The organism is Paracoccus sp. (in: a-proteobacteria) (assembly GCF_035556475.1).
Classification (GTDB): Bacteria; Pseudomonadota; Alphaproteobacteria; order Rhodobacterales; family Rhodobacteraceae; genus Paracoccus.
This window is the reverse complement of sequence record NZ_DATMFA010000132.1, coordinates 1-25,351: the sequence shown is the minus strand read 5'-3', so window position 1 is coordinate 25,351 and position 25,351 is coordinate 1. Positions and strand designations below refer to the sequence as shown.

General features: G+C 64.4%; 24 protein-coding genes and 1 tRNA gene. 23 read left to right on the top strand and 2 right to left on the bottom strand.

Features of this window, described 5'->3' with window-relative positions; all coding sequences use genetic code 11:
- The 16 genes from VNQ78_RS18790 to VNQ78_RS18715 all read left to right on the top strand — a co-directional run.
- The coding region (locus tag VNQ78_RS18790; RefSeq protein ID WP_325692673.1) for a hypothetical protein at positions 1-265 on the top strand (265 nt) is incomplete at its 5' end.
- Positions 262-1,179: a hypothetical protein gene (locus VNQ78_RS18785; protein WP_325692671.1), complete on the top strand. Its 918-nt coding sequence runs from the start codon at positions 262-264 to the stop codon at positions 1,177-1,179. The genes VNQ78_RS18790 and VNQ78_RS18785, both read left to right, overlap by 4 nt.
- Positions 1,176-2,825 (top strand): hypothetical protein, encoded by a 1,650-nt coding sequence (locus tag VNQ78_RS18780; RefSeq protein ID WP_325692669.1) that lies wholly within the window; start codon positions 1,176-1,178, stop codon positions 2,823-2,825. The genes VNQ78_RS18785 and VNQ78_RS18780 overlap by 4 nt, the downstream gene beginning before the upstream one ends.
- A 304-nt stretch (positions 2,826-3,129) precedes the next feature.
- A complete protein-coding gene (locus VNQ78_RS18775) occupies positions 3,130-5,274 on the top strand; it encodes a DNA polymerase (protein WP_325692667.1) in 2,145 nt (714 codons plus the stop codon).
- Between the two features lie 4 nt (positions 5,275-5,278).
- The gene (locus tag VNQ78_RS18770; RefSeq protein ID WP_325692664.1) at positions 5,279-5,767 is read left to right on the top strand and encodes a hypothetical protein; all 489 of its coding nucleotides are present in this window, start codon (positions 5,279-5,281) and stop codon (positions 5,765-5,767) included.
- A complete protein-coding gene (locus VNQ78_RS18765; RefSeq protein WP_325692662.1) occupies positions 5,764-6,087 on the top strand; it encodes a hypothetical protein in 324 nt (107 codons plus the stop codon). Before VNQ78_RS18770 ends, VNQ78_RS18765 begins: the two co-directional genes overlap by 4 nt.
- 457 nt (positions 6,088-6,544) lie before the next feature.
- Positions 6,545-7,078 carry a hypothetical protein gene (locus VNQ78_RS18760; RefSeq protein WP_325692660.1) on the top strand — a complete coding sequence of 178 codons (534 nt, stop codon included), beginning with the start codon at positions 6,545-6,547 and terminating at the stop codon, positions 7,076-7,078.
- 347 nt (positions 7,079-7,425) lie between these two features.
- Positions 7,426-7,737, top strand: a complete 312-nt coding sequence (locus tag VNQ78_RS18755) for a hypothetical protein (protein ID WP_325692658.1) — start codon at positions 7,426-7,428, stop codon at positions 7,735-7,737.
- A complete protein-coding gene (locus VNQ78_RS18750; RefSeq protein WP_325692656.1) occupies positions 7,734-7,931 on the top strand; it encodes a hypothetical protein in 198 nt (65 codons plus the stop codon). The genes VNQ78_RS18755 and VNQ78_RS18750 overlap by 4 nt, the downstream gene beginning before the upstream one ends.
- Positions 7,931-8,641 carry a hypothetical protein gene (locus tag VNQ78_RS18745; RefSeq protein ID WP_325692654.1) on the top strand — a complete coding sequence of 237 codons (711 nt, stop codon included), beginning with the start codon at positions 7,931-7,933 and terminating at the stop codon, positions 8,639-8,641. Before VNQ78_RS18750 ends, VNQ78_RS18745 begins: the two co-directional genes overlap by 1 nt.
- Before the next feature lie 2 nt (positions 8,642-8,643).
- Positions 8,644-10,989 (top strand): hypothetical protein, encoded by a 2,346-nt coding sequence (locus VNQ78_RS18740; RefSeq protein ID WP_325692652.1) that lies wholly within the window; start codon positions 8,644-8,646, stop codon positions 10,987-10,989.
- Positions 10,986-11,711: a hypothetical protein gene (locus VNQ78_RS18735; protein WP_325692650.1), complete on the top strand. Its 726-nt coding sequence runs from the start codon at positions 10,986-10,988 to the stop codon at positions 11,709-11,711. The genes VNQ78_RS18740 and VNQ78_RS18735 overlap by 4 nt, the downstream gene beginning before the upstream one ends.
- A complete protein-coding gene (locus VNQ78_RS18730; protein WP_325692648.1) occupies positions 11,708-13,054 on the top strand; it encodes a phage portal protein in 1,347 nt (448 codons plus the stop codon). The genes VNQ78_RS18735 and VNQ78_RS18730 overlap by 4 nt, the downstream gene beginning before the upstream one ends.
- Entirely contained in the window at positions 13,051-13,332 is a 282-nt protein-coding gene (locus VNQ78_RS18725; protein WP_325692646.1) for a hypothetical protein, read from the top strand. The genes VNQ78_RS18730 and VNQ78_RS18725 overlap by 4 nt, the downstream gene beginning before the upstream one ends.
- Positions 13,329-13,889: a hypothetical protein gene (locus tag VNQ78_RS18720; RefSeq protein WP_325692645.1), complete on the top strand. Its 561-nt coding sequence runs from the start codon at positions 13,329-13,331 to the stop codon at positions 13,887-13,889. Before VNQ78_RS18725 ends, VNQ78_RS18720 begins: the two co-directional genes overlap by 4 nt.
- Entirely contained in the window at positions 13,886-14,236 is a 351-nt protein-coding gene (locus VNQ78_RS18715; RefSeq protein ID WP_325692643.1) for a hypothetical protein, read from the top strand. The genes VNQ78_RS18720 and VNQ78_RS18715 overlap by 4 nt, the downstream gene beginning before the upstream one ends.
- Before the next feature lie 224 nt (positions 14,237-14,460).
- On the opposite strand, the gene VNQ78_RS18710 is transcribed toward VNQ78_RS18715, so the two are convergent.
- A tRNA-Gly gene (locus tag VNQ78_RS18710) sits at positions 14,461-14,534 on the bottom strand.
- Between the two features lie 104 nt (positions 14,535-14,638).
- Here VNQ78_RS18710 and VNQ78_RS18705 point away from each other — a divergent pair.
- The gene (locus VNQ78_RS18705) at positions 14,639-16,087 is read left to right on the top strand and encodes a TrkH family potassium uptake protein (protein ID WP_325692641.1); all 1,449 of its coding nucleotides are present in this window, start codon (positions 14,639-14,641) and stop codon (positions 16,085-16,087) included.
- On the opposite strand, the gene VNQ78_RS18700 is transcribed toward VNQ78_RS18705, so the two are convergent.
- Positions 16,084-17,535, bottom strand: a complete 1,452-nt coding sequence (locus VNQ78_RS18700; protein WP_325692639.1) for a peptidoglycan-binding domain-containing protein — start codon at positions 17,533-17,535, stop codon at positions 16,084-16,086. The two genes, VNQ78_RS18705 and VNQ78_RS18700, sit on opposite strands and share 4 nt — an antisense overlap.
- 85 nt (positions 17,536-17,620) lie before the next feature.
- Between VNQ78_RS18700 and VNQ78_RS18695 the strand changes: the two genes are divergently transcribed.
- The 6 genes from VNQ78_RS18695 to VNQ78_RS18670 form a co-directional block, all read left to right on the top strand.
- A complete protein-coding gene (locus VNQ78_RS18695; RefSeq protein WP_325692637.1) occupies positions 17,621-18,580 on the top strand; it encodes a glycine--tRNA ligase subunit alpha in 960 nt (319 codons plus the stop codon).
- A gap of 3 nt (positions 18,581-18,583) precedes the next feature.
- Complete coding sequence (locus VNQ78_RS18690; RefSeq protein ID WP_325692635.1) at positions 18,584-19,054, top strand: DUF6446 family protein; 471 nt, start codon at positions 18,584-18,586, stop codon at positions 19,052-19,054.
- Entirely contained in the window at positions 19,054-21,360 is a 2,307-nt protein-coding gene (gene glyS / locus VNQ78_RS18685; protein ID WP_325692633.1) for a glycine--tRNA ligase subunit beta, read from the top strand. The genes VNQ78_RS18690 and glyS overlap by 1 nt, the downstream gene beginning before the upstream one ends.
- A 102-nt stretch (positions 21,361-21,462) precedes the next feature.
- Entirely contained in the window at positions 21,463-24,024 is a 2,562-nt protein-coding gene (locus VNQ78_RS18680; protein WP_325692631.1) for a putative PEP-binding protein, read from the top strand.
- A 220-nt stretch (positions 24,025-24,244) separates the two neighbouring features.
- Positions 24,245-24,769: a cell wall hydrolase gene (locus VNQ78_RS18675; protein WP_325692629.1), complete on the top strand. Its 525-nt coding sequence runs from the start codon at positions 24,245-24,247 to the stop codon at positions 24,767-24,769.
- A 70-nt stretch (positions 24,770-24,839) separates the two neighbouring features.
- Positions 24,840-25,351, top strand: a 512-nt coding sequence (locus tag VNQ78_RS18670; RefSeq protein ID WP_325692627.1) for a dihydroneopterin aldolase, incomplete at its 3' end; no start/stop codon positions are given.

Below are 25,351 nucleotides of genomic sequence, written 5' to 3'. Positions count from 1 at the left end.
GCTCGTCGACGTGCCGCCGCTGTGGCTGGGTGGCGGCGCTGCCGACAGCCTGCCCCCCTCCCTTGTGCAGAATCGCATGGTGGTCGGCCTGTTGGTTGAAGCTGCCGGTGGCAATCCGCAGGGCATGGACCTTGAGACCGCTGCCGCGTTGATCACCGGCAAGACCTTCGTGGTCAGGCTCGAAAACGACGCAATCAACGGGCGAGTCGTCAACCGTATCGGTGATGTCGCAACCGTCGAAGCAGTCGATGAGGCAGCCGAGTGACGACCCTGCCGCTGATCTTTGGCGCTGCGGCCCCTGACCTCTTGGCAGCGGGGGAGATCCCGCTGCCTTGCGGCCCTGACAAGGCCCCGTTGCCGACCCCGTGGTCATCGTGGCGAGCGCCGGTTTCTGATGCCGTCTGGGCTGATCGGCTCGCCGCATATGCCCATGTGCCCTTGACCGGCTGGATACTGCCTGCCGCCATGATCGCTGTCGATATCGACACGGAAGCGCCGGATCTTGTCGCCGCGATCATTCAGGCGGCGGATCGGCATCTAGGATCTTCCCCGTTCCGGCGCACCGGCCGGGCACCCCGCACCATGATCTTTTACATTGCATCGGATGGCCTGCCTCCCGGTGTGATGCGTGGGCACCCGGCCTGTCAGTTGCTCGGTTACGGCCGACAGGTCATCGTCGCAGGCGCACACCCGATCATGGGCACGCCCTATACATGGGATGGTCCTTTGCCATGGCAGGATACCCCGCCTGCTGTGACACATGCCCAGATCAGGGCCTTCATGACTGAGGTGCTACGGCTCGCTCCGCTGGCCGCTGACAGCCATCACCCAGGTTCGGGCCTGACATCCGCATTTCGGCAGATGGTGCCGATCTACGGCCCAGCGCTGGGCCTCAGCATGGCTCTGGCGCAGGTGATAGAGGGATCACGGCATAATTCGCTGCTGGCCCTTGTCGCCTCCGCTGTCGGGCGTGGCCTGAGTGACGAACAGATCCGTGATGCCGCCCATCGGGGCATGGCCGCTTGGACATGGCCGATGACTGAACGCGGCCGGGAACTCGAAAATGCGCTGGCTGCTGCTCACCGCCTGACTCCACCCCCGAACCTGCCGGGGCTGATCATCAAACCGCCGCGCGGGCCATCGATGCCCCCGCTGTCACGTCGAAAGGTGACGCCATGACCGCCGATGTATATGTGATGTCGCCCTTCGGCCTCGATACCCCTGCGCCGGAATCCTATCCCACCGATGATGAGGTGATCGAAGATCTTGTCGCGCGGTTTGTTGCCGGTGGCGAGGTCATGCTCGGTGGCGTCCTGACACATGCAGATCCGAGATCCGTGACTGCTCTTGATCATGTGATCGAAAAGGCGGTGGTCGAGTACGGGCTACCGTTCCGGCGGATCGAGCCTTTGACGCAAGCCTTGAGCCGCGCAGGTGCCAATAAACTCTATAGGGCAGCCGTCCTGAGAGATTACGTTAAGGCCGGATTTCAGACGCTGCATCCGGCCAAGGCTGCCCCGGCAGAACCCACGGCTGAGGAAAAGGCCGCTGCCCTTGCCGAAGCCCGTGAGGGATGCGCCACCTTGCGGGCAGATCCGGATGTGCTGAGGACCGGCATTGCCCTTGTTCATGACCTTGGGGTGGTTGGTGAAGATGCCGCTATCACGGCCGTGATCCTGACGATGATCAGTTGCCTGACGGCTAGGCCGAACTCCCTGATCCTTCAAGGCGCATCCTCCGGCGGTAAATCCACGGTGATGCTGCTCACAACCAAGCTGATGCCGCCGGAGAAACTGACGGTGCTGACAACCCTGTCACCGAAATCGCTGATCTATTCGGATCGCGATTTCCGCCACAGCCTGATCGTGCTGCAAGAAGCCGCGCCGCTGCGTGTTGACTCCAAGAACAGCGACGTGGCGCATATGCTGCGTGTCCTGCTGTCAGAGGGTCGCCTGATCCACGAGAAGGTCGAGCTTGTCGATGATGTGCTGAAGACAGTCACCATCGAGAAGGCAGGCCCTGTCGCGTTGCTCACCTGCAATGTCTCAGATCAGATGGACGCTGAGCTTTCGACGCGGGTGATCAGCATTGGCATCGACGGGGGTGCCGATCAAACCGCCGAAGTGATCACGCGAGCAGCCATGCGCGCCGCCGGGCAGGATCAACAGGAAGACCACACGGCGGAAATCATCGGCTGGCACTGCTTCATTCGCTGGCTTGCCGGGCAACCTGTCGGCACCGTGATCCCGTTCGCGCCAGTGCTGCGTGACCTGATCCAGATCGCACAGACCCGCACCCGGCGTGACTTTGAGCAGGTGCTGAGCATGATCCGGGCATCGGCCATCCTGCATCGTGAACACCGAGAGATCGACGCGGAGGGGCGGATCATTGCCACCGTAGCCGACTATGAGGCTGCCTATACGGCCCTGCATGTCGCTGTGGAAGTTGCTGCCGAGAAGCAACCGCCGGTTGAAATCATGCGGCTGATCGACATGATCAAGGAAATGATAGCTGAGGTTGCCACCGCTCAGAGGGCAGCCCTTCCATCGGGCATGGTCTTTCGCCCGCGTCCCGACACAACGACGCAGTTGAGTACGTCTGTCCGTAAGCTGGCAAAGCGGATGAACATGACGAAATCGAGCATGCATCGACTTGTCAATCAGGCAAAGGCTGACGGCTTTCTGCGTGACAGGGAGGACCGCAGCGGGGTTCAGATGATCCTCGAACTAGGGGATGCAGTGACAGAAACCGTGACGGAAGACCCGGTGCTGCCAACTCCTGATCGGCTGGCCCAACACTTCGCAGGTGAAGCCGAGTCCAGATGAGACATGAGGACACCGGGGAGGGAGGGGTGTCAGAATCGTGGGACAGCCGGGACAGCGGGACAGTTGCCAATTTCTGTAATGATTACAGAAATCTAACTGTACCACCCTGCTCTGGGACAGCGTGCGGGATCTGGGACAGCTTGGTAGGTGTCCCAAAACCCCGGAAGTGTCCCAAGACCGATTGGTACAGTTAACTAGCTGATAATAAAAATGAAAACAGCCACTGTCCCGCTGTCCCGGCTGTCCCACGATTCTGACCCCCTCCCTCCCCTCTATGCTGCTTTCCCCTCTTGGAGACGACCAGATGATCGCCGAAAAGATCCTCGCTCAAGCTGCCCGGCACGTCACCGACATCGCCACGGATCGCCATTCCGGTGCCGTGCTCGCCGATCAGCCGGGGCTGCCGGTGGAGATCCGGGATGCCCTGATCACCACCCCCGGCATCGCGGATCTTCTCGCCCCGCCGCCGCCAGAACCTGATGCTGCGACTGCTGCCGACATCCTTGCTGCTGAGGGCGTCACGGTCGTCTATGTGACCGATGATGCAACGGCCGGAGACACGGTGCTCGCCCTCGGCCTGTCGGCCATGGCGAACAGATTGCCCATCGGCGTCGATATCGAGACGGCAGCGCTGCCCGCCTACCACACTACCCAAAGGCGAGTTACCCTGACGAAGACCGGCAAGAGGGCAGCCCATCAGAAGCCGCTTGGTGATGAGGAAGCCCCCCTTGATCCACATCGTTCGCGGCCCCGGCTCTTTCAGGCATATGCCGGGGGCACCGTCGCGGCCGTCTTCGATCTTGACCAGATCGATCCCCAGATCCTGCAACCCCTCGCCGAATATCCATGGACTGCCGCCAACGCGAAATTCGAGGCCGCGCATCTCAGTCATGCAGGTTTCCCGGTATCGGCAGAGATGGGGGATTGCCTGTCACTGATGTGGCATATCGACGGCGGGCGCTGGGCGAAAAGTCAAAGCCGCAGCCTCGCCCGTGCCATTGACCTTTGTTACGGGCTGATCGTGCCCAAAGCCTTGGGCGCTTCCGACTGGTCAGCAGCCACGCTTACACCCGAACAGATCGACTATGCGGCGCTGGATGCCGTGCTTGCTCACCGGCTTCATGATGACATCTGGCATCAGCTTAGCCCCGGCCAGCAGCAGTCACAGCAGGTCTGTGATGCGGCTATCCATGCGGTCGCTTGTGCCGAGTTGCAGGGCATTGCCATAGATGAAACCCGGCATCTCGCCCTGATCGCCGAATGGCAGGAACAGAAGGCTGAACTTGAGGCTAGGCTGCTTGTCGAGACCGGCGGGCACCCGCTCAAGACTCCGGCACAGATCGCGGCATGGATCGCCTTGCATCTGGAACCGGATACGCTTGAAGCATGGCCTCGAACCGACTCCGGCCAGATCACGACCAACAAGCTCGCCATGTTGCGTGCCCGTCAGATCCCCGGCATCGCCACGGCGCTTGAACTCAAACGATACGACAAGATGCTGTCGAGCTTCGGGCGGTCGCTGCTCGACAAGCGCAACCCGGTGACTGGAAAGCTGCATACCAGCTTCCGTCTGCCGGGGGCGAAGACCGGCCGACTCGCGTCAACATCGCCCAACCTGCAACAGATGCCGAAGCGCACCGAAAAGGCTTTCCGCCGGTCTTTCGTTGCAGATCCCGGCTGCGTTCTGATCGCGGCTGACTTCTCTCAGATGGAACTGAGGGCGGCGGCGCTGCTGTCGCAGGACAGCACCATGCTGGGCGTCTACGAGCGCGGCGATGACCTGCATATGATGACGGCGCAGTCGCTTTCCGGCCGGATGGATCTGACAGCAGACAGCCCGGAACGCACCATCGCCAAAGCCGCGAATTTCGGCCTGCTGTTCGGCACAGGTGCCCCTCGTTTCGCTGACATGGCTTTTGCCGGTTACGGCGTTGATATGAGCATCGAAGAAGCCGCCCGGCACCGCGATGGCTTCTTTAGCACCTATCCCGGCTTGAGGGCTTGGCAGGGCTGGCAGGCAGCCGCCGCACGCAAGCAGGGCTATGCCGAAACCGTCCTTGGGCGGCGCTGGCATTGGGCATGGGAACGCTTTGCGGTCGATGCTGATGATGAGCGCACCGAGCCGGATGGATTCAGATACACCCTCGCGTTGAACCTGCCGATTCAGGGAAGTTGCGCGGAAATCGTGCAGCTTTCGCTGGCTTGGGTGGCTGATGCTATCGCGCCCTACGGTGCGCTGATCCTGCTGCAAGTTCACGATGAGCTTGTTGTGCAATGCGCTGACGATCCCGCCACCATCCGTGCGGTTTCGGATCTGATCACGGCCAATATGGCCGATGCGTTTCTCGCCGTATTCCCGACTGCCCCTGCGACTGACCTCGTGGATGTGAAGATCGGGTATAATTGGGGTGAAATGACCACCCCTTCATTCCAGCCGAAGGAGGGCTGAACACATGTCGATCAAGCATGATACGCGTGTCCTGCGCACGATGGACGCTCACATTGCCGAGCGCCGGGAATTGGCCCCCATCCCATCGCCGATTGAACCCGATCATCTGCGGGATGTCGGCTATGAACTGGGCCAGATCGCCTACACGGCCATGCTGGATGCGGTGAAGCGGTTCAGCGAGTATTTCGATTGCAGAGGCGATAGCTACAGCGAGCCTGATCACCTCTACCAGAATATAAACCGCATGGTGAACGGTGCGCTGATGACGAACAAGACGAAGCATCGCACGGCGACGAATCGTCGTGATCTGTCGCTGCCCGACCAGCATCTGTTCGCCGTCATATGCTACGCTGTGGCCGATGTGATGGATGAAGGTATGAGACTGCTGTTGCCCTGCGAAATGATTATGAACGGCGTCCGACACACTGTTGCCGATTACAGCCGGGTCTCACTGCCGCATCGGCAGCGGCTGACTTGGAGCGTCCTGCAATGAATCTCTATCCCGAGATCCTGCGCGAGATTGGGGCACGAATACCGGGGCACGCGGTCTGCTTATACCCAACCCTCGGTATGGTGGAGATCTGGCGCGGTAATTGGCCCCTGTCACAGCGGATGCCGCTTGCCGACTTTGTGGCAGGCGCGATGTCACCGACACGCCGAGGCTGGCTGATGTTGCACCCGGAATGCCCGCAGGAATCGGGCTGGATCGCACTGCAAGACGTAATGACACGTCTTGCAGCAACAGCACCTCGACCGCAGGCCAAGTCCCGTGGTGGTTTCAAGCGGAAAGGGAAGATCCCGGCCGTGGCGTGAGCAGTCAGGCTGCGGGCACCATGACTTCTTTAATTGCACGGTGCCCGCGCTTTCGAATGCAGGAGACTTGGTGCCGGTACCCATCCTGTTGAGCAGCGGTATTACCCCCGATGGCTCCGGGCGTTGGGCCTGATCACACCGGCCATGAAACCCTTGCATCGTCGCATGATCAGCATGATCATCGTCGCGGGCCTGAGCCATTGTGCCGGAGCCGACAGCCGCCAATGATCGGCACCCATCACCTGTCATACCCTCGACCCTAGGCATCGCCCATGCTGATTCGGAATCCGTATTACGATGCGGCACCCCCCGTGGCGGCAGTCAACTTAGATCGGGGGGGTGTATTACGGAATCAGGGCTCGCCCGCCCCAGACCACACCGGGGTGCTGTCCGCGCGAAAAAACCCGCCAAAAAAGTTGGCCCGTTTCCCAGAAATTCCGGCCCGTATGACACCTACATGACCGCGCCCTGTTTGAGGCTGAACGCCATGGAACCTGCCACTGATCCGACCCCCTCTGATACTCAGCTTGTTACAACCGGACCTGATCCCTGCGCTTTGCCATCCCCCCGCGCTATCGAGGCGCTGATCGCTCTGATTGACCGGGAACTGAACCGCCGCCCCGATGATGGCGACGATAAGCGAACCATCATCAGCCAGCACGCGCCCAGCAGTCTCGAATGGTGCTGTCGCCTGCTGTCTGATCCCCAAGAGATCCGCTCCATCTCACGGCCCATCCTGCGCGATCTAAGGGTCATCCTGCCATGCTGGCTGGTATCACCCGCCGCCCTGCGCCTAGACGCTGTGTGCGCCCTTTGGGGGGCCACTATCATCGTCCGGATGCAGGATGCCCGCCGGACGGGTGGCTTGACGACACGCGCCCTGCGAGAGGTTGAAGCCATATGCACTGCGCATGGGCACGAACTGACTCCGCGCGAGCTAGAGAAGTTGCTGATCAACCGCCGCCAAGAGCGGCAGCGGGTCGCGGCCTGACCCGCTCCGGTTGAACCACCAGAATCCCGAAAGGGATAGTATACTTTCCCGTAATACACTGACTTGACTCAAGAAATCCTTGCCACACGGTCAGATCAAACCTATCCTTTGTCAGGTTACATCAGGACCGCAGCCATGGAGCGCGAGTTGTCACACCCCGGTTCACACCCTTTCGATGCAGAACCGGCATGTGTCGGCCCTGAACATCCCCCATCGATCAGCGAGCGCGAGTTGTCGGAAATTATTTCCGGGCAAGCCGCGCTCTATCAAATGGCTGCCGATTGCCGACGCGCACAGCGCCAAGCCTTTGTCGCCGTCAGTCGCCTAGTCGCGGAGCACCCCCAGCAATGAGCGCCTTCGAACTGAAAACCGAAACCGTGATCGTGGAAGGCCGCACGTGCGTCATTTCCCAGATGCGCGCCCGCGATGCCCTGATCATGCAAGGGGCCACCCCCGAGATGACCGGCTTTCATCTGATAGCCTGTGCCGTCGAGATCGACGGCATGCGTTATGCACCCGAGGAAGTCGCCGACTGGCCGCAGGCTGTCGTGAACGTCCTGCTGCCCATCGCATTGCGGCTGAACGGCATGAGGGCCGAGGTTGGAGACGCGGAGGCCCCGGTATCGGGAAACGAACCTCGCCCGAGGAAGACCGCGTGAGCATGGAACGCGCGCTCATCGCCTTGGCTTATGACTTGCACCTGACCCCGCATCAAGTCGGCGCGATGTATTGGCCCGAGGTCCGCGCGTTGCTGGAATTCAAGGCCGACCGCGCCCGGCAGCAATCCGGCGCATCGGGCAATATCCTCGACATGAATTCCGACGCCGCCGCCGCGTCACTGGTCGGCCCGTGATGATCAGCGTCAAGCGTCTGGGTGATGATCCGGCCATTGCTCTACCGGCCATGATCCGCACGGGGGTCTGGGATGAGGTGATGCACCGTCAGACCCTGTTGACCCGCGCTGCCCAAGCACGCGGCGACCTGCCGGATACCGGCCTAGAACGCCGCCTGCGCGTCAATGGCCGGTCGCGCACGGTCGATAGCTGGCAGGCCGTCAGCCCCCCGCCTTGGCCCCCCTACGCCACGACCACGGCAGGCAGCAACGCCGCGCCCTTCATGGCTGAGGCGGCGAACTTCGTCCTGACACGCTACCAGCGCGAGGCCCCGGCATCCTCGAACCAGCCGAAAGACCACAACTACCGGCTGCGGTCATCTGCCACGATCTTCATCAACCAACGCCGGATTGCCGGGCAGGTGACTGACAAGCAGATCAGCCCGGATGACGCAGTGCATATTGTGGTCATCGCGCCCCATGCCTCGACCGTTGAAGCCGCCGACCATCTTCTCGCCCGCATCACCAAGATCGCGCAAGGCATGTGGCCTGATCTAGGCATCAGCTTCGGCTGGACCGGCTCCGAAACCTACGGAATCCGCTTCGGTCGCGGCAGCGGCGGGCCGACTCGTGGCGCACCCTATTCCTTGCCGACCGTGACCATTCGTGCCGGTGGCCGGTCGGTCATCGGCACGGCGCGCAAGAAGCGTAACCGCAAGGGGAAACGCTGATCATGGCGAACCAATCCGGCCAAAGCACTTATGTCGTCAACGTCGAAGCCAGCGGCGCAATCGCCGAGACGACCAAGCTGCTGAACAGCATCGCGAACCTGAACCGCAGCTTGCAGGAAGAAACCAAGCAGTCGGCACAGGCGGCGAAAGCGACGGCGGCGCTGGCCCGTGAACAGCGGCTGGCCGGGCAGGCCACCAAGGAATTCGCGGGGTCGGTCGATGCCAGCGTGTCCAAGTTCCAACGCTTCGCACAGCTTGGCGCTGCGGCCAGCGTCCAGCTAGGCGACTTCATCACGCAGGTTCAATCGGGCGGTAACGTCTGGATCGCCGCGAGCCAGCAGCTAGGGCAATTCGGCTCATTGTTGACCGTCATCCCCGGCGCATCTCAGGCCGTGGGCATCGGCCTGATGGCCGTCGCCGCCGCCCTGCCCATCATCGGCAGCGCCCTCAAGTCCAGCGGCGCGGATGCCGAGAGCTTCGCCGAAAGCCTCGACCAGATCAGCGAAGCCGCTGACCGTTACGTCGAGGCCACCGAACGTCTGCGCGTGGCACAGGCAGCGGGAGACGCCAATGCCGCCGCCCTTGCGGCACTGGATCAGCAGATCGCCAAGCAGCAGGGCCTGACTGCCGCCACCAGCGCCACAGCAGCCGCACAGGCGACCCTGAACAATCTGCTGGGCACCAATGCCGTTGCCTATGCTGCTGCCGTCCAAGGGGCGCAGCAGGCGCAGGAAGCCCTGAACAAGCTGTTGACCGAACGCGCTGCCTTGCAGCAGCAGGCCGACCATGCCGGGGTTCTAGGTTCCGGCAGATTGCGTGAACAGATCGCGGCCTTGGACAGCCAGATCAGGAAGACCCAGAGCGACCAAGCGTCGTGGAACCTGATCATCGCGCAATCGACCAAGAGCCTCGACGCAATGGGCCTGAACGGCACCGAAGCGGCACAGAAGATCATCGCGCTGAATACCGCCTTGGCTGCTGAACCGAACTTGGAGAAGCGCAACGCGCTGATGGCCGAGTTCACCCGCTACGTCATCGCCGCCGTAGGCGGAGCCGAGAACCTGACCCCGGAACTGCAAGCCGCATTGGCTCCGATGTCGGCACTGCTGGATGAGGCCGACCCCCTCGCCAAGGCCCTCAAGGACGGGGCGTCCAGCGCCGGGCTGCTGACCGAGAGCCTGCAACGCGCCCGCGATGCCGCCACCGGCCTCGCCCAGCGTTCCGCCGATGCGCTGGAAGTCATTTGGCGCATGAATGCCGCCAGCAAGCAGGCAGGCGAGGGTATCCAGCACACGCTGGATATGGCTGATGCGATTGCAAGTGGAGCCGACGAGATCGACGCCCGGCTGACCGCCGACCTGAACGCCATCGAGGACCGCCGCAAGGCGATGGAGGCGAATGTCGGCCTGTCTGACCGGCTGAAAGAGGTTTACGGGCGGGTCTTCGATCAGGAACGCGCCGACCGGATCGCCATCGCCGACGCCGACCACAAGCTTGCCGACGCCCGCGAGCGCAGCACCAAAGCCGGGCAGGCCGAGGCGCAGGCCAGCCGGGATGCTGCCAAGGCCCGCCGCGATTCCGCCCGTGCTGCCGAGGAAAACCAGCGGGCGCTGGATAGCCTGCTTTCCGGCTACGCGACCCCGATGCAGGAATTGGAACAGCAGGCCCGAGACTTGGCCGAGGCTGTCGCGGCTATCGGGGGCGAGGGCAAGCTGAACCCCGAACAGCTAGAGCTTTACCGGCAGGCACAGGCCAGCCTCGCGGATCAGACCAAGGCTTTGAACGAGGAACTGAGCGCCACCGGCCAGATTTTCAGCGACAGCCTGCAAGGTCTGTTCGATGACTTGATTGACGGCAGCAAATCCGCCAGCGAAGCCTTCGGCGACTTCATCGACGATCTGTTGGCCGAGATGACGCGCTTCTTGTTCAGCCAGCAGCTACAGGCGTTCATGTCCGCGCTGGCATCGGCGGGCGTGTTCAGCGCCGGGACCACCACGGCGACAGCAGGCGTGCAGTCGGCCCCGGTCGCGGCGAACCTGTTGACTGCCCCGTTGCGGGTAGCCGCACCCACGGTGCCGTCAGTCGCGTCTAGGGGGCTGGGGCAGTCGGCCTATGCCATCGTGTCGCCGGGCGGTGTTCCTTCCGCTACGGCGCAATCGTCCAGCGGCTTGAGCGTCAATATCTACAATCAGAACGGATCTGAGGTCGAAGCCAAGGAATCCACTGATGCCCAAGGCCATCGGCAATTGGACATCGTGATCAGGGACAAGGTGCGCGAACTGGTCTCGACCGGGGCGCTGGATCGCGAAATGCAACGCAGCTACGGCATGAGGCGGAAACCCGGATGACCATCAGCAGAAAACTGAATGTGCCCGTTGTCACCGTTGGCAAGGCCCAGATCACCCTGACCGCCAAGCTGGCCTCTCGCGTGGCCGGTGTCGCCATGCAGGCCGGGCTGGGGCTGGGAAAGACCATCAGCGGCATGAGCCAAAGCCAGATGATCGCCGCACTGAATCTCAGCCAGAAGCAGCAGCGTGAGACCGGCGAACTGCTGGACGCGGCCGAACTGATCGTGCGGCAATACGAGGACGCCGCCCGCATCCTTCGGGGTGAAGCCGCCACCGGCACCGGCCATTTGGTCGAAGTCGCCTTGTCCGCACGCGCCTTGGCTGACACGGCCTTGACCACCGATCCGACATTCGAACTGGCCGAGTTGGATGAGACCGCCACCCAACTCGCCCGCACCGCCAAGCTGCTGCGCGAGGACATCGACAGCGCCCGCCGCAAGCACGCCGACATGATCGGCGTGCATCAGATGACCGTCACGCGGGGCATCGCCAACCCGGCCAGCAGCCCCGTTGAAATCTTGGACAGGTTCAACGTCCCGGCCGATTTAGCGCCTGTCCTGCGCGCCCAGATCGAACGGGGCGATGGCCCCTGCCGCAATGCCGCAGATGATTTTCTGAAAGGCATCGCCGGGAATGACCGCAAGTCCAAGCGCGCCCGTCAGGCCCGTGCTCAGCAACAGGTCGAAGCTGCCGCCGCCGCAATCTGGGGGAACAAGGAATGAAGATCACCGCCTTGGCCCCGGTCGTGAATCGTGTCGTCACCGCCCTTGGCATCGGCAAGGGTATGACTTCGACCGGCTACCAGCTTCCGATTACCGGCGGCATCATCCCGGCCGCTTGGCCGTGGAATTTCTGGCAGCAGGGCCGCGATCCCATCGATGGTGGCCCGAATGCCATCGTCCATGCCTGTGTCGATGCCTATGCCCAGACCATCGCTGCCCTGCCTGCCCGGCACGTATCTGAGTATGAGGGTGAGGGGGTGCAACGCATCACCACCTCTGCCCTGTCGCGCGTTCTAAGGCGTCCTAACAGCTATTCGACCAAGACCGACTTCATGATGAATATGGTCAAGACGCTGCTGCTGTTCGGGAACAGTTACGCATTGGCCTATCGCAATGACCGGCAGGAAATCGCGGAACTTCACCTGCTGCATCCGCGCACGACGACGCCGATGGTGGACCGGGAATCAGGCGAGATCTTCTATGCCGTGGGTGAGAACGAGATGCTGCCGGTGGAGACGGCCCAGATGGTCGTTCCCGCCCGCGATATGTTCCATCTCCGGCTCTACACGCCCCGGCATCCGCTGATTGGAATCAGCCCGATCACCCATCTGGCTGCATCCATCGCATCAACCAACGCGATCAATGCGCATCAGGCTGCGTTCTTCAACAACATGGCCCGGCCATCGGGGGTCATCTCGACCGATGAGCGTCTGACCAAGGATCAGATGACCCAGCTTCGGGAGGCATGGGCAAGCAACGCGACTCTGCTCAACTCGGGCGGGGTGCCGATCCTGAGCGCCGGTCTGAAATGGCAGGCCATGTCGATTACCAGCCAAGATGCCCAGCTTGTCGAAGCCTTCCGCATGGGGGTCGAGGACATCGCCCGTGCCTTCCGGGTGCCGTTGCCGCTGGTCGGGGATACCCGCAATGCGAATTACAACAACGTCGAAATCCTTGTGGCGACTTGGCTGGCTCAAGGTCTCGGCTTCATGATCGAGCATATCGAGCATGGCTTCTCGGCCTTCTTCGCACTTCCCCTAGATACCCATTGCCAGATCGACGTGGATGCCCTCATGCGCACCGACTTCGCTGGTCGGGTCGATGCCCTGACCAAGGGCATCACCGGGGGCCTCTACAGCCCCAACGAGGCCCGCCGCAAGGAAGGGCTGGCTGATGCGGACTTTGGCGATGAACCCCGTCTACAGGCGCAGGTGGTGCCTCTGAGCCGGGTGGATGCCGAACCCGCCGAGTCAGCGCCTGCGGCCCCGGTCCCGGTGGCCGAGGAAAGCCGGGAACTGTCAGTTGCCGAAGTCGTCGCCAAGATCAGGGAGGCCGCAGCATGACCCAGATGACCGCGAGCGTTGAAACCATCCTGAGCGCGGTGGGTGAAATCATCCGGGAGGAACGGGAGCGTCACGATGCGGAACTTGCGAAGGTCCGTCAGATCGCCGTCTCAAAGGACTCGGCTTCTCTGCTGAAAGGCACTTTCGGTGCGCTGCTTTCCGCGAACCTGACCGCCTTGCGCGCGGTCTGCGATCATACCGAGTTGCGCCGGAGCGAAGTCATTTCAGGCGAGGCCAGCGCCCTGATCACGGCCGCGTTGAACCGGGGGAACCGATGACGACAGAGCCTAATATCGCCCTGCATGAAGCGCGCCACGCGCTTGCGGCTGGCGTGGCATTGGTCGCGCTTGGCATCGACCGCGCCACCTACGACTCGGTGCAATGCAGCCTGTGGGTCTCGCCGGGTCGAAAGCCGGATGTCGATGATCACATAGGTGAATTCTTTCTGCTGCCGGGCGTGCTGCGCGAGGATATTCATGCAGGGGCCATTCAGCTTGCCGCGCTGGGGCCGCTGGCTGCGCTGCCCAACGTATTGAAGCGGGTCATGAAGGGCGGTCCCGACCTGTTCGTCAAGGGCGGCATGTCCGACAGTGATTGTGAAAACGCCGGGGATTGGACCGGCCCGCCGACGACGCAGGCGCTGGTCGTGCGCGCCGTGCAGCACATGGAAAACCGGATCGGTGTTGGCGGGGTGGCGCGGCTGTCCAAGCTGGTGCGGGGGCTGGTGGTCGAAGACCTGCCAGACCTGCCACCGTTGACGCTGTTCGCGCCTTACCGTGAAGCAGAAGCGGCACTGACCCATGCCCGGCTCGAACTGAGGAAGGCACTAGGATGAGCATCGTCGTCAACGCTGACGAATTCACCATCGACATTCGGAACCGCGCGGGCATCGCCTTCGCCTTCGCCGTCTTACGCCAGCAGGATACCGACTTGTTCACGCGGTTGGCGCTAGCCGCCCATTACGGTCATCCCCTGCGCCATGTCCCGGCCGCTGGCGTCATCATCGCACAGGGCGGAAAGCCGAGCATCGAAGCCATGGGCATGGCAGCGCTGGAAATCGTCGCTGCGAGGTTGGAATTCTGCTTGCGTGCCATGGAAGCCATGGGAGCCGAAACCGTGACCGTCCAGCAGCTTCACACCCTGAACGGGATGATCACGGAAAGCATCATCGGCTCGCCGTAGCGGTAAGCCTCGATTCCCCCAATCCGCACCGGCACGGCCGACCGATTTGAGGCTTAAAGACCAGATCGGGCAGGGGAATCGTATGCCTTGGGTGAACCCGGAAGCGTCAATTTCCACATATTTTCGGCCCGGCCTGCATGTTCAGGCGGGTGGCTTCAAGGGTGGACTGGCACAAACCAGCCTTGCTGTTTTATCAGCGCTTTCAGACACTTAAATGGAAATGATGGAGCGGGTGATGGGAATCGAACCCACGTATTCAGCTTGGAAGGCTGCTGCTCTACCATTGAGCTACACCCGCATCGCCGTTTTCTATAAGCAGGCTCGCCGGCGCATGCAAGCGGCGCGAGGTGGCCCGGACGCAGCCGCTTGACGGAGGCCGCTGCACACGGCAAGCAATTGCCCATGATCGACGCGCGTCCCGTGGCCAATACTGTCGGCAAGCTGGTCATCACGCTGGGCGCGGCGATGATGCTGCCGATGTTTGTCGACTGGTGGGCGGGCGATCCGCATTGGAAATCCTTCCTCGAGTCGGCGATGCTGACCATGCTCGGGGGCGGGCTGATCACGCTGGCCACGCAGGGAACCAGCAAGGCGCTGACCCTCGAACAGGCGTTCCTGATGACGGCGGCGATCTGGGCGGTGGTCCCGGCGGCCGGCGCGATCCCCTTCATGATCGGCGCGCCCCATGCGAGCTTCACCGACGCTTTTTTCGAGGCGATGTCGGGGGTGACGACCACCGGCGCTACGGCCTTCCCCGAACTCGACACCCTGCCGAGGGGCACGAATCTGTGGCGGGCCTTCCTGAACTGGTCGGGCGGTCTCGGGATCATCGTCGTCGCGATGATCTTCCTGCCGGTGATGAAGGTCGGGGGGATGCAGTTCTTCAAGTCCGAGGGCTTCGACACCCTTGGCAAGATCCTGCCCCGCGCCTTCGACATCGCGCGCGAGATGACATGGGTTTACATCGCGCTGACCGCGATCTGCATTTCGGTCTTCATGGTGATGGGGATGAAGCCCTTTGACGCGGTCGTGCTGGCGATGTCGACCTGCTCGACCGGGGGGTTCTCGAATTACGACGCCAGTTTCGCGCCCTATATCGGGCCGCTCGAATACGCGGCCGCCTTCTTCATGATCCTCGCGTCAATCCCCTTCATCCGCATGGTGCAATTGCTGCGCGGCTCGGTCGAGCCGATCTGGCGGGACGTCCAGATCCGCGCCTATCTGCGCTGGACCTTCTATGCGATCGCGGCCATCGTCATCTACCGCCTGCTCTGGCTTGAGGCCCGGGATCCGCTGGAGATCATCCGCGAGACGGTGTTCAACGTGGTTTCGACCTTCTCGGGCACCGGGCTCGTCTCGACCGACGCGACCCAATGGGGGCATTTCCCCTTTGCCGTGCTGGTGGTGGTCGGGCTGATCGGCGGTTGCACCGGCTCGACCGCATGTTCGGTCAAGGTGTTTCGCTATCTCGTGCTGATCCAAGCGGTGAAGGCGCAGCTGCGGCGGATGCAGTCGCCGCACCGCATCTTTCCCCTGCGCTACGAGGGGCGGCCGTTGGAACAGGATGTGGTCGATTCGGTGATGACCTTCTTCACGCTGTTCATGCTGACCTTCGGCCTTTTGATCCTTGGCCTTGCCATGACCGGGCTGCATCCGCGCACCGCGCTGACCGGGGCCTGGACCTCGATCGCGAATGTGGGCGTCATGTGGGGGCCGGAACTCAGCTCGAACGGCGCGGTGAACCAGCTTCCGACCGCCGCCAAGTGGATGATGGCGATCGGCATGTATGTCGGCCGGCTGGAGCTGATGACGGTGCTGGTCCTGCTGCTGCCGCGCTTCTGGCGCAGCTAGGGCAGGCTTGGGGCGGCGTCGTGCAGCGGGTTTGCGATGCCCGGCACGGCGGGGGCGGCGCCCAGCATCTCGGCTGCGGTCTGGGCGGGAGCCGGCGGGTTCTTGGCCAGCTCGGCCGCCGAGGGGGAAAAGCGCGACAGGTTGTCCGAGATCTCGGCGGCCATGCGGCGCTGCTCCTCGGGATCCTGCACCGGCCAGATCAGCACGAAGCCCTGAACATGCCCGTCCACCACCCGGCCCTCGGCATGGCCGATATGGGTCTCGTTCCGCCCGTCGAGGATGACGCTGCCGCGCTGGATCTGCCGGGTCGGCGCGGGCACCCAGCCAAGCGCGGTGACAAGCCCGGCAAGATCCAGCATCTCCTGCTGGCCGCCCGGCTGGGAGAACAGGATCAGCGCCGCGCCCGAGCCGTCCTTCGGCCCATAGATCGAGAGCGCGCGCTCGGCCCGGTCGAATTGCAGCCGGTCCATCGGCGCGGGCAGGGCAAGGCCGGTATGATCGTCGCGAAGCTCGGCCAACCCCATCTCGGCCCGCCATGCCTCGCGGCGGCGGGTCAGTTCGGCCATGGCCGTCGCCGTGTCGGGCGAGGCGCGCAGGCGCACCAGTTCCTCGGCGATGGCGGCGCGCGTCATCGGCCCGTCCTTGCCGTCGATCGCGCCGTCGTAATGCCCGGCCCAACGCAGCGCGCGCTGGATGTCCTCGAGCGCGGGCATCGGCACCGGCGCGGTTCCTTCGGCGGGGGGTGGGGCAAGCTCGGGCGTCGTGCCGGCGATTGCCACCTCGCCCATATCGGCGCCGGGGGTCAGGAAGGCATCCTTGGGCATCACCCCCGCCGCCTTGAAGGCGGCGAGCCAGGCCTTGCCCGCTGTCTCGTTCAGAGGGCCAAGCGCGATGGCGAGGCGGCCGCTGGGCAGCGTCCACAACCCGGCCTCGGGCAGGGTCTCGCGCCGCTTGGCGAGCATCTCCTCGGCCTTGGTGCGGTTGGTGGTGGATTCGATCCGAATGAAGAATTGCGGCGGGGTGGCCGGTTCGACCGGCGCTGGCGCGGCGGCGGGTTCTGTCAAGGGAATATTGGGCGCGGCCGCGACCTCGGCCTCGGCCGCGTCCGGCGCGGGCACCGCCCCGGTCGTCGCTGCAACCCGCGTCACGTTTCGCCCGGCCGAGGGCGCAAGGAAGCTGTCGCCCGGAACCTGACGATTCGCCTTCAGCTCCTCCAGCCTTGCCGTCGCTTCCTCACGCGGCATCGGCCCCAGAGCAATGCCGATCCAGCCGTCGCTCAGCGGGAAGGTGACGACATCGTCAAAGCGGGCGCTCCACTCCGCCGCCGAGCCGCGCGCGGCCTCGCTCCCGCGCTTCGCCTCGATGCGGATCAGGACATCCTCGGCCAGCGCGGAACCCGCGCTCATCAGCGGCAAGGCCGCACCGAAGACGATAGCAATGCGCCGCATGGGCAAGTCCCTCTCATTGACCCTGCGCCGCCCTCTGCCTAGAAGGCGGCTGACCTATGTGCCAGTTATGCAAAAGGATGCAGCGATGACTAGCCCCAAGGACGGCCAAGCGAAGCCGGTCTGCTTTCAGGAGGTGATCCTGCGGCTGCAATCCTATTGGGCCGCGCAGGGCTGCGCCGTGCTGCAACCCTATGACATGGAGGTGGGGGCAGGCACCTTCCACCCGGCGACGACGCTGCGCAGTCTTGGCGCGCGGCCTTGGGCTGCCGCCTATGTCCAGCCCTCGCGCCGCCCGACCGATGGCCGCTATGGTGAGAACCCGAACCGCCTCCAGCACTATTACCAGTATCAGGTCATTATCAAACCCTCGCCCGCGAACCTGCAGGAGCTTTACCTCGGCTCGCTGAAGGCGATCGGCCTCGACCCGATGATCCATGACGTCCGCTTCGTCGAGGATGACTGGGAAAGCCCGACGCTGGGCGCATGGGGCCTTGGCTGGGAGGTCTGGTGCGACGGCATGGAAGTCAGCCAGTTCACCTATTTCCAGCAGGTCGGCGGGCATGACTGCCGCCCGGTCTCGGGCGAGCTGACCTATGGGCTCGAGCGCCTCGCCATGTATGTGCTGGGGGTCGAGCATGTGATGGACATGCCCTTCAACGATCCGTCGAGCCCGATCCCGATGACCTATGGCGACATCTTCCGCCAGGCCGAGCGCGAGTATTCCCGCTGGAACTTCGAGCAGGCGGATACCGCCACGCTGCTGAAGCATTTCGAGGATGCCGAGGCCGAATGCGCCCGCATCCTCGATGCTGCCGAGACCGACAGCGCCGGCCGCGTGATCCCGATGGCCCATCCGGCCTATGATCAGGCGATCAAGGCCAGCCACCTCTTCAACCTGCTCGATGCGCGGGGGGTGATCTCGGTCACGGAACGGCAGGCCTATATCGGCCGGGTGCGGGCGCTGGCGAAGCGCTGCGCGGATCTGTTCGTGACCACCTCCGCCGCGACGGGCGAGCCGCTGCCCGCCTTCCCGGCCGGGGCCTGAGCCTTGGACGGCCGCGTCCCCGCCCTGCTGATCCTTGGCGCCGCGATCGCCGCGGGCGTGGGCGTCTGGTATGCGCAGGAATATGGCTTCTACGAGGAAGTCGACCCCGCGGGCGTCCAGATCAGTGTGGTCGCCGGTGGCAAGCCCGTCCCGCTGGAAGTCGGCGAACTCGAGGCGATCGACGCCTCAAGCTCGCCCATCCGCTGGCGCGGATGCTTCCGCCTCGCGGCACCCCTGCCGGCCGATGCCGAGGTCTTTGCCCAGCCGACCCCGCTGGTCGGGCCGAACTGGTTTTCCTGCTTCGACGCGGGCCGGATTGACGCCGACCTGAAATCCGGGGCGGCAAAGGCCTATCTCTCCCAGCCCGAGATCCGCCCCGACGTGGATCGCGTGATCGCCGTCTATCCCGACGGCCGCGCCTATGGCTGGCACCAATTCAACGACAAGACCCCCGAACGCGGAGTGATGGACTGATGCCCGACCTTCTGATCGAGCTTTTCTCGGAAGAAATCCCGGCGCGGATGCAGGCCCGCGCGCGCGAGGACCTGAAGCGCCTCGTGACCGAAGGTCTGGTGCAGGCCGGGCTGACCTATGCCAGCGCCGGTGCGTTCAGCACCCCCCGCCGGCTGGCCCTGACCGTCGAGGGCCTGACCGCCAACAGCCCGACCACGCGCGAGGAGCGCAAGGGCCCGCGCACCGACGCGCCCGAGGCCGCGCTCGAGGGCTTCCTGCGCTCGACCGGCCTCAGCCGCGACCAGCTTGAGGCGCGCGACGACAAGAAGGGCCAGGTCTGGTTCGCCACGCTGACGAAACCGGGCCGCCCCGCCGCCGAGATCGTGGCCGAGGTTCTGGCCGCCACCATCCGCGACTTCCCCTGGCCGAAATCCATGCGCTGGGGCGCGGGCGCGCTGCGCTGGGTCCGCCCGCTGCATTCCATCATCTGCATCCTGACCGACGAGGCCGGCGCCAATGTCGTGCCGCTGGAGGTCGAGGGCATCGTGGCCGGGAACGCCACCCGCGGCCACCGCTTCATGGCCCCCGACGAGATCACCGTCTCGGGCTTCGACGATTACGCCGCCAAGCTGCGCCGCGCCCGCGTCATGCTGGACCCGGCCGAGCGTGAGGCCGCCATCCGTCAGGAAGCCGCGAACCTCGCCTTTGCCCGCGGGTGGGAGATCATGCCCGATGACGGCCTGCTCTCCGAGGTTGCGGGCCTCGTCGAATGGCCGGTGCCGCTGATGGGCGCCATCGAGGACCGTTTCCTCGCGCTGCCGCCCGAGGTGCTGCAAACCTCGATGAAGGAGCATCAGAAGTTCTTCTCGGCCCGCAATCCCAAGACCGGCCGTATCGAGGGCTTCGTCACCGTCGCGAATATCGAGACGCCGGACCATGGCGAGACGATCCTGAAGGGCAACCAGCGCGTGCTGGCCGCCCGCCTCTCGGACGCCGCCTTCTTCTGGGAGAACGACCTGCGCGAGGCAAAAACGGGCATGGCCGACTGGGCCGAGGGCCTGAAATCCGTGACCTTCCAGAGCAAGCTGGGATCGCAAGCCGACCGCATCGCCCGCATCGCGGCGCTCGCCCGCGAAATCGCGCCGCTGGTCGGGGCGGATGCGGATGCCGCTGCGAAGGCCGCCGAGATCGCGAAACTCGACCTCCGCTCCGCCATGGTGGGTGAGTTCCCCGAGCTGCAAGGCACCATGGGCCGCTACTACGCGCTCGCGGCAGGCCACGCGTCCGAGATCGCCGATGCCGCCCGCGACCATTACTCGCCGCTCGGTCCGTCGGATGATGTGCCCTCGGCGCCGGTTTCCGTGGCCGTCGCGCTGGCCGACAAGCTGGATACCTTGACCGGGTTCTGGGCGATTGACGAGAAGCCCACGGGGTCGAAGGATCCCTTCGCGCTGCGGCGGGCTGCGCTCGGGGTGATCCGGCTGGTGCTGGGGAATGGGGTTCGGGCATCACTTAAGAATATAATTGTCGAGGCATTGCATAAGCGAATTGAAGCGGACTTCGCACGCCAACATGAGGCACTTTGGCCGACACTCTGGGCTGAATTAGATGATGCTCGTCGAAAAGTAAAAGAGCTTGCGGCCGCGCAGACTGGAGATCTGACAAGCCCTGCCTCTATGTGGGCCATTTGGGAAGAGGTCGAGGCAGAAGGCGAAGTGTCAGAGGAGAACGCAAAGCGGGTAGCAGAGGTCTACCTAGCGCGCCCGATGCAGGTTGAATATCAGACCACCAATTTTGTTTCTGATGACCTCCTCACCTTCTTCCACGACCGCCTGAAGGTCTTCCTACGCGACCAGGGCATCCGCCACGACATCATCGACGCCGTCATCGCCATGCCCGGCAATGACGACCTCGTCCTCTTGGTCAACCGCGCCACCGCGCTCAATGAGACGCTGAAGACCGAAGACGGCACCAACCTCCTTCAGGGTCTCAAACGCGCCAGTAACATCCTTACCCAGGCCGAGGCGAAGGACGGTGTCGAATACAGCTTCGGCGCCGACCCGAAATTCGCCGAGACCGAGGAGGAGCGCGCCCTCTTCGCCGCCCTCGACGCCTCCGAACCCGCGATCCGCGAAGCGGTCCGGCTCGAGGATTTCCCGGCCGCCATGGCCGCGATCGCAAGCCTTCGCACGCCGATCGACGCCTTCTTCGAAACCGTGCAGATCAATGCCGACAACCAGATCCTCCGCCGCAACCGGCTGAACCTGCTCTCGCGCATCCGCGATGCAGGCCGCCTCATCGCCGATTTCGCCCGGATCGAGGGCTGAGGGCTTCACTGTTTCGAAAATACCCACGGGGGTGCGGGGGCAGTCGGCCCCCGCTCTTCGCACTTGCGGCATGATCCGGCGCATGCCTAATGTGACGCCACCATGAGCGCGCTTGCAGATCCCGATGCCATCGTCGAAATCACCCCCTCGGCGGGGATCGTCGTCGCACGACACGGCTGGCGGGCGAAATGCCTGCAACGGCTCGTGCGGATGGAGCTTCCGGTCCCAAAAAGCTTCGCCATCTCGGCCGATGCGGTTCGCGCCATCGCGGCGGGACAAAGCCCTGATCCGCGCCGGCTTGCGGCGATCATCGACCGGGCGGACGGGCTGGTCAGCGTGCGCCCCTCCGCCGCCAATCCGGCATGGGGTGGACCCGGCACGGTCCTGAACGTGGGCATCAACGACGCCTGCCACGCGCGGCTTGCCCAGTTGCGCGGCAAGCCGGCGGCGGATGCGCTCTATCTCGGCTTCGTCCAGTCCTATGCGATCCATGTCGCGCGCCTCGATCCCGAAAGCTTCTCGGGTGCAGAAGGCGGGCTCGCCGCCGCGCTTCGCGCCTATGAGGACGAGACCGACGAGGAATTTCCCCAGGACCCGACCCGGCAACTGGCCGAGGTGCTGCGCAGCATGGCGCGGGCCTGGGACGGGCCGACGGCGCGGCTGCTCCGGCAGGCGAAGGGCGCTCCGGCACAGGCGCCCCTCGGCCTCGTCGTTCAGGACATGGCGCTGGCGATCGGGCCGGGCGTCACCGGATCGGGGTCGATCCAGCTTGTCGACGGCACCACCGGGACGCCGCGGATCACCGGCCGCTTCCGGGGTCAGACCCAGGGCCGCGCCAAGGGCGAGGGGGCCGAGACGCTCTACCTGACCCGCGATCCGCGCGGCCCCTCGCTCGAAGAGGCCGCGCCCGAGGTCTTTGCCGACCTGATCCGCTATGGCGTCGCCGCGCGCGAACGCCTGCGCGAGGAGATGCAGGTCGAATTCGTCGTTTCGGACAGCGAGCTTTCGATCATCGACGCGGTCCGGGTCCAGCGCTCGTCCCGCGCCGGGGTGCGGATCGCGGTCGCGCTGGCCCGCGACGGGATCATCCCCCCGCAGGAGGCGGTGACGCGGATCGAGCCGCGCGCGCTTTCTGACCTCCTGCATTATCAGGTCGACCCGGCCGCGCCGCGCGACCTGATCGCGCGGGGCATCAATGCCAGCCCCGGTGCCGCGACCGGCCAGATCGTCTTTACCGCCGCCGCCGCTCAGGCCGCCGAGGCGAGGGGAGAGCGCTGCGTCCTCGTCCGGCGCGAGACCGTGCCCGAGGACATCCGCGGCATGCATGCCGCCGTCGCCGTCCTGACCGAACGCGGCGGTATGACCAGCCATGCCGCGGTGATCGCGCGCGGTATCGGCCTGCCCTGCATCGTCGGCGCGTCGGGCATTTCGATCGACACCCGCGCCCGCACCATGCAATCCGGCGGTCGTCTGTTCCACGAGGGGGAACTCGTCACCATCGACGGCACCACCGGCGAGGTTCTGGCGGGCGAGGCGGCCATGCTCGAACCCTCGCTCGATGACAGCTTCAACCAGCTCCTCGACTGGGCCGACGAGTTCTGCCGTATCCGCATCCGCGCCAATGCCGATACGCCCGAGGATGCGCGCACCGCCCGCATGTTCAAGGCGCAGGGGATCGGCCTGTGCCGGACCGAGCACATGTTCTTCGACGACCAGCGCCTGCCCGCCATGCGCGAGATGATCTTTGCCGACAAGCCCGAGGATCGCCGTCTGTCGCTGGAACGCCTTTTGCCGATGCAGCGCAGCGATTTCGCGGCGCTTTTCGAGATCATGGCCGGTCTGCCCGTCACCATCCGGCTTTTCGACCCGCCGCTGCATGAATTCCTGCCCCATGACCGCGAGGGGATGCGCGAGCTTGCCGAATCGCTCGACCTGCCGCTCTCTGACGTCACCCGCCGGGTCGAGGCGCTCAGCGAGTTCAACCCGATGCTCGGGATGCGCGGCGTGCGGCTGGGGATCACCGTCCCCGAGATCTACGACATGCAGGCGCGCGCCATCTTCGAGGCGACGATCCTTGCCAGCCATAACGGCGATCCGGTCGTGCCAGAGATCATGATCCCGCTGGTCAGCGCCCGGCGCGAGGTCGAGTTGGTCAAGAACCGGATCGACGCGGTTGCCGCTGCCGTTCGGAACGAGACGCGCAAGGATTTCACCTATCGCCTGGGCGTCATGGTCGAGACGCCGCGCGCCGCGCTGCGCGCCGGCGACATCGCCGAACATGCAAGCTTTCTCTCCTTCGGGACGAACGACTTGACGCAGATGACCTATGGCCTGTCGCGCGACGATGCCGGGCGGTTCATGTCCTCCTATGTCGGGCAGGGCGTCTATGGCGAGGATCCTTTCCACATCCTCGACCGCGAGGGCGTGGGCGAGCTTGTCGCGATCGGGACCGAGCGCGCGAGGCGCCATGCCCCCGGCATCACCATTTCGGTCTGCGGCGAGCATGGCGGCAACCCCGAATCGATCGCCTTCTGCTTGCGCGCGGGCGTCAATTACGTGTCGTGTTCGCCCTTCCGGGTGCCCGTCGCGCGCCTTGCCGCGGCCCAGGAATCGATCCTGATGGCGCGCGAAGAGGCTGCCGCAGGGGTTCCGGGCGAGTCCTAAGACTCCCCAAAACTGGCCGGATCTTGCCCGTTGCTGTTTTGCAGCTAGGCGAGATTCCGCCCGAATCCGTTGATTTTCCCTGAATCCGCAAGCTCGCACGGTTGTGGGGTGGATCATCTGGCATGGTTCTTGGTCAGTAACCGCCAGAACCAAGACCCATCGCGGGTCAAAAACAGTAACCGACCGGACAGTGTGCCGGATCCTTTGTAACAGGATCAACATGTCGACTCCGACCTCTTGGCTGGCGCGCGTTTCCCTGTGTGTTGCCCTTGCGCTGCCTTCCGTTGCGGCCGTGCCCGCAATCGCCGATACCCGTGCAGCCGAAAAATCCGAAAAGAAGACCGCGACCGCCGCTACGGCGATCAGCCAGAACGACCTGCAATGCCTGTCAGAGGCGCTCTATTACGAGGCCCGTGGCGAAGGGGCCCAGGGTCAGCGCGCCGTGGCCGAGGTCATTCTCAACCGCGTGGATCATCCCCGGTTCCCGAAAACCGTCTGCGGCGTGGTGAACCAGCGCGGCCAGTTCACCTATAAAAAGGCCCGCATCCGCGAACGCGGCGCCTTTGTCCGTGCCCAGAAGATCGCGCAGGCCGCGCTGCTGGGCGCGCCGCGCAACCTGACCAAGGGTGCCACCTATTTCCACACCGGCGGTGTCCGCCCCTCGTGGTCGCGCAAGTTCGAGCGCACGACCCGCATCGGCAGCCATTACTTCTATCGCTCGGATCGCCGCCTCGCTTCGAACTGAGGCAGGTCGATCTGACAGCCATGCGGCCCTGTCCCTTGCGGCGGGGCCGTTTTCCTGAGAAATGCAGGGGATGGACCAGCCCGACCGCATCCACCTGCGCGATTACGTCGTCTCGGCGGAAATCGGCGCCTTCCAGACCGAGCGGGGCCAGCCGCAGCGGTTGCGCTTCGATATCGAGGTCGAGCTTGCGAGCCATGTCGTCGGCGTCGATGACGAGGTGGATCGCATCCTCAGCTATGACATCCTGACCGGGGCTGTCGCGGCAGGTCTTGCCGACCGGCGCTATGACCTGCTCGAGACGCTGTCCGAGAAGATCGCGGCGCAGATCCTCGCCCATCCGCGCGCGGCCCGCGTCACGGTGACGATCCAGAAGCTCGACCGCATTCCCGGCGCGCTGGGGGTTACGCTCTCGCGCCGGCGCGCGATGGTCGAGGCCGCGCCGGTCGCGGCACCGATCCGCGTTCTGTTTCATGGCAGGGATGTGGCGCTGCCGCCGGGCGCCGTGGCGCTGGTTCCCGACGATCCCCGTCTGCCCCTGCCGCAAGGTGGCAATACGCGTGAGATCGCGCTCCTCGCGCTGGA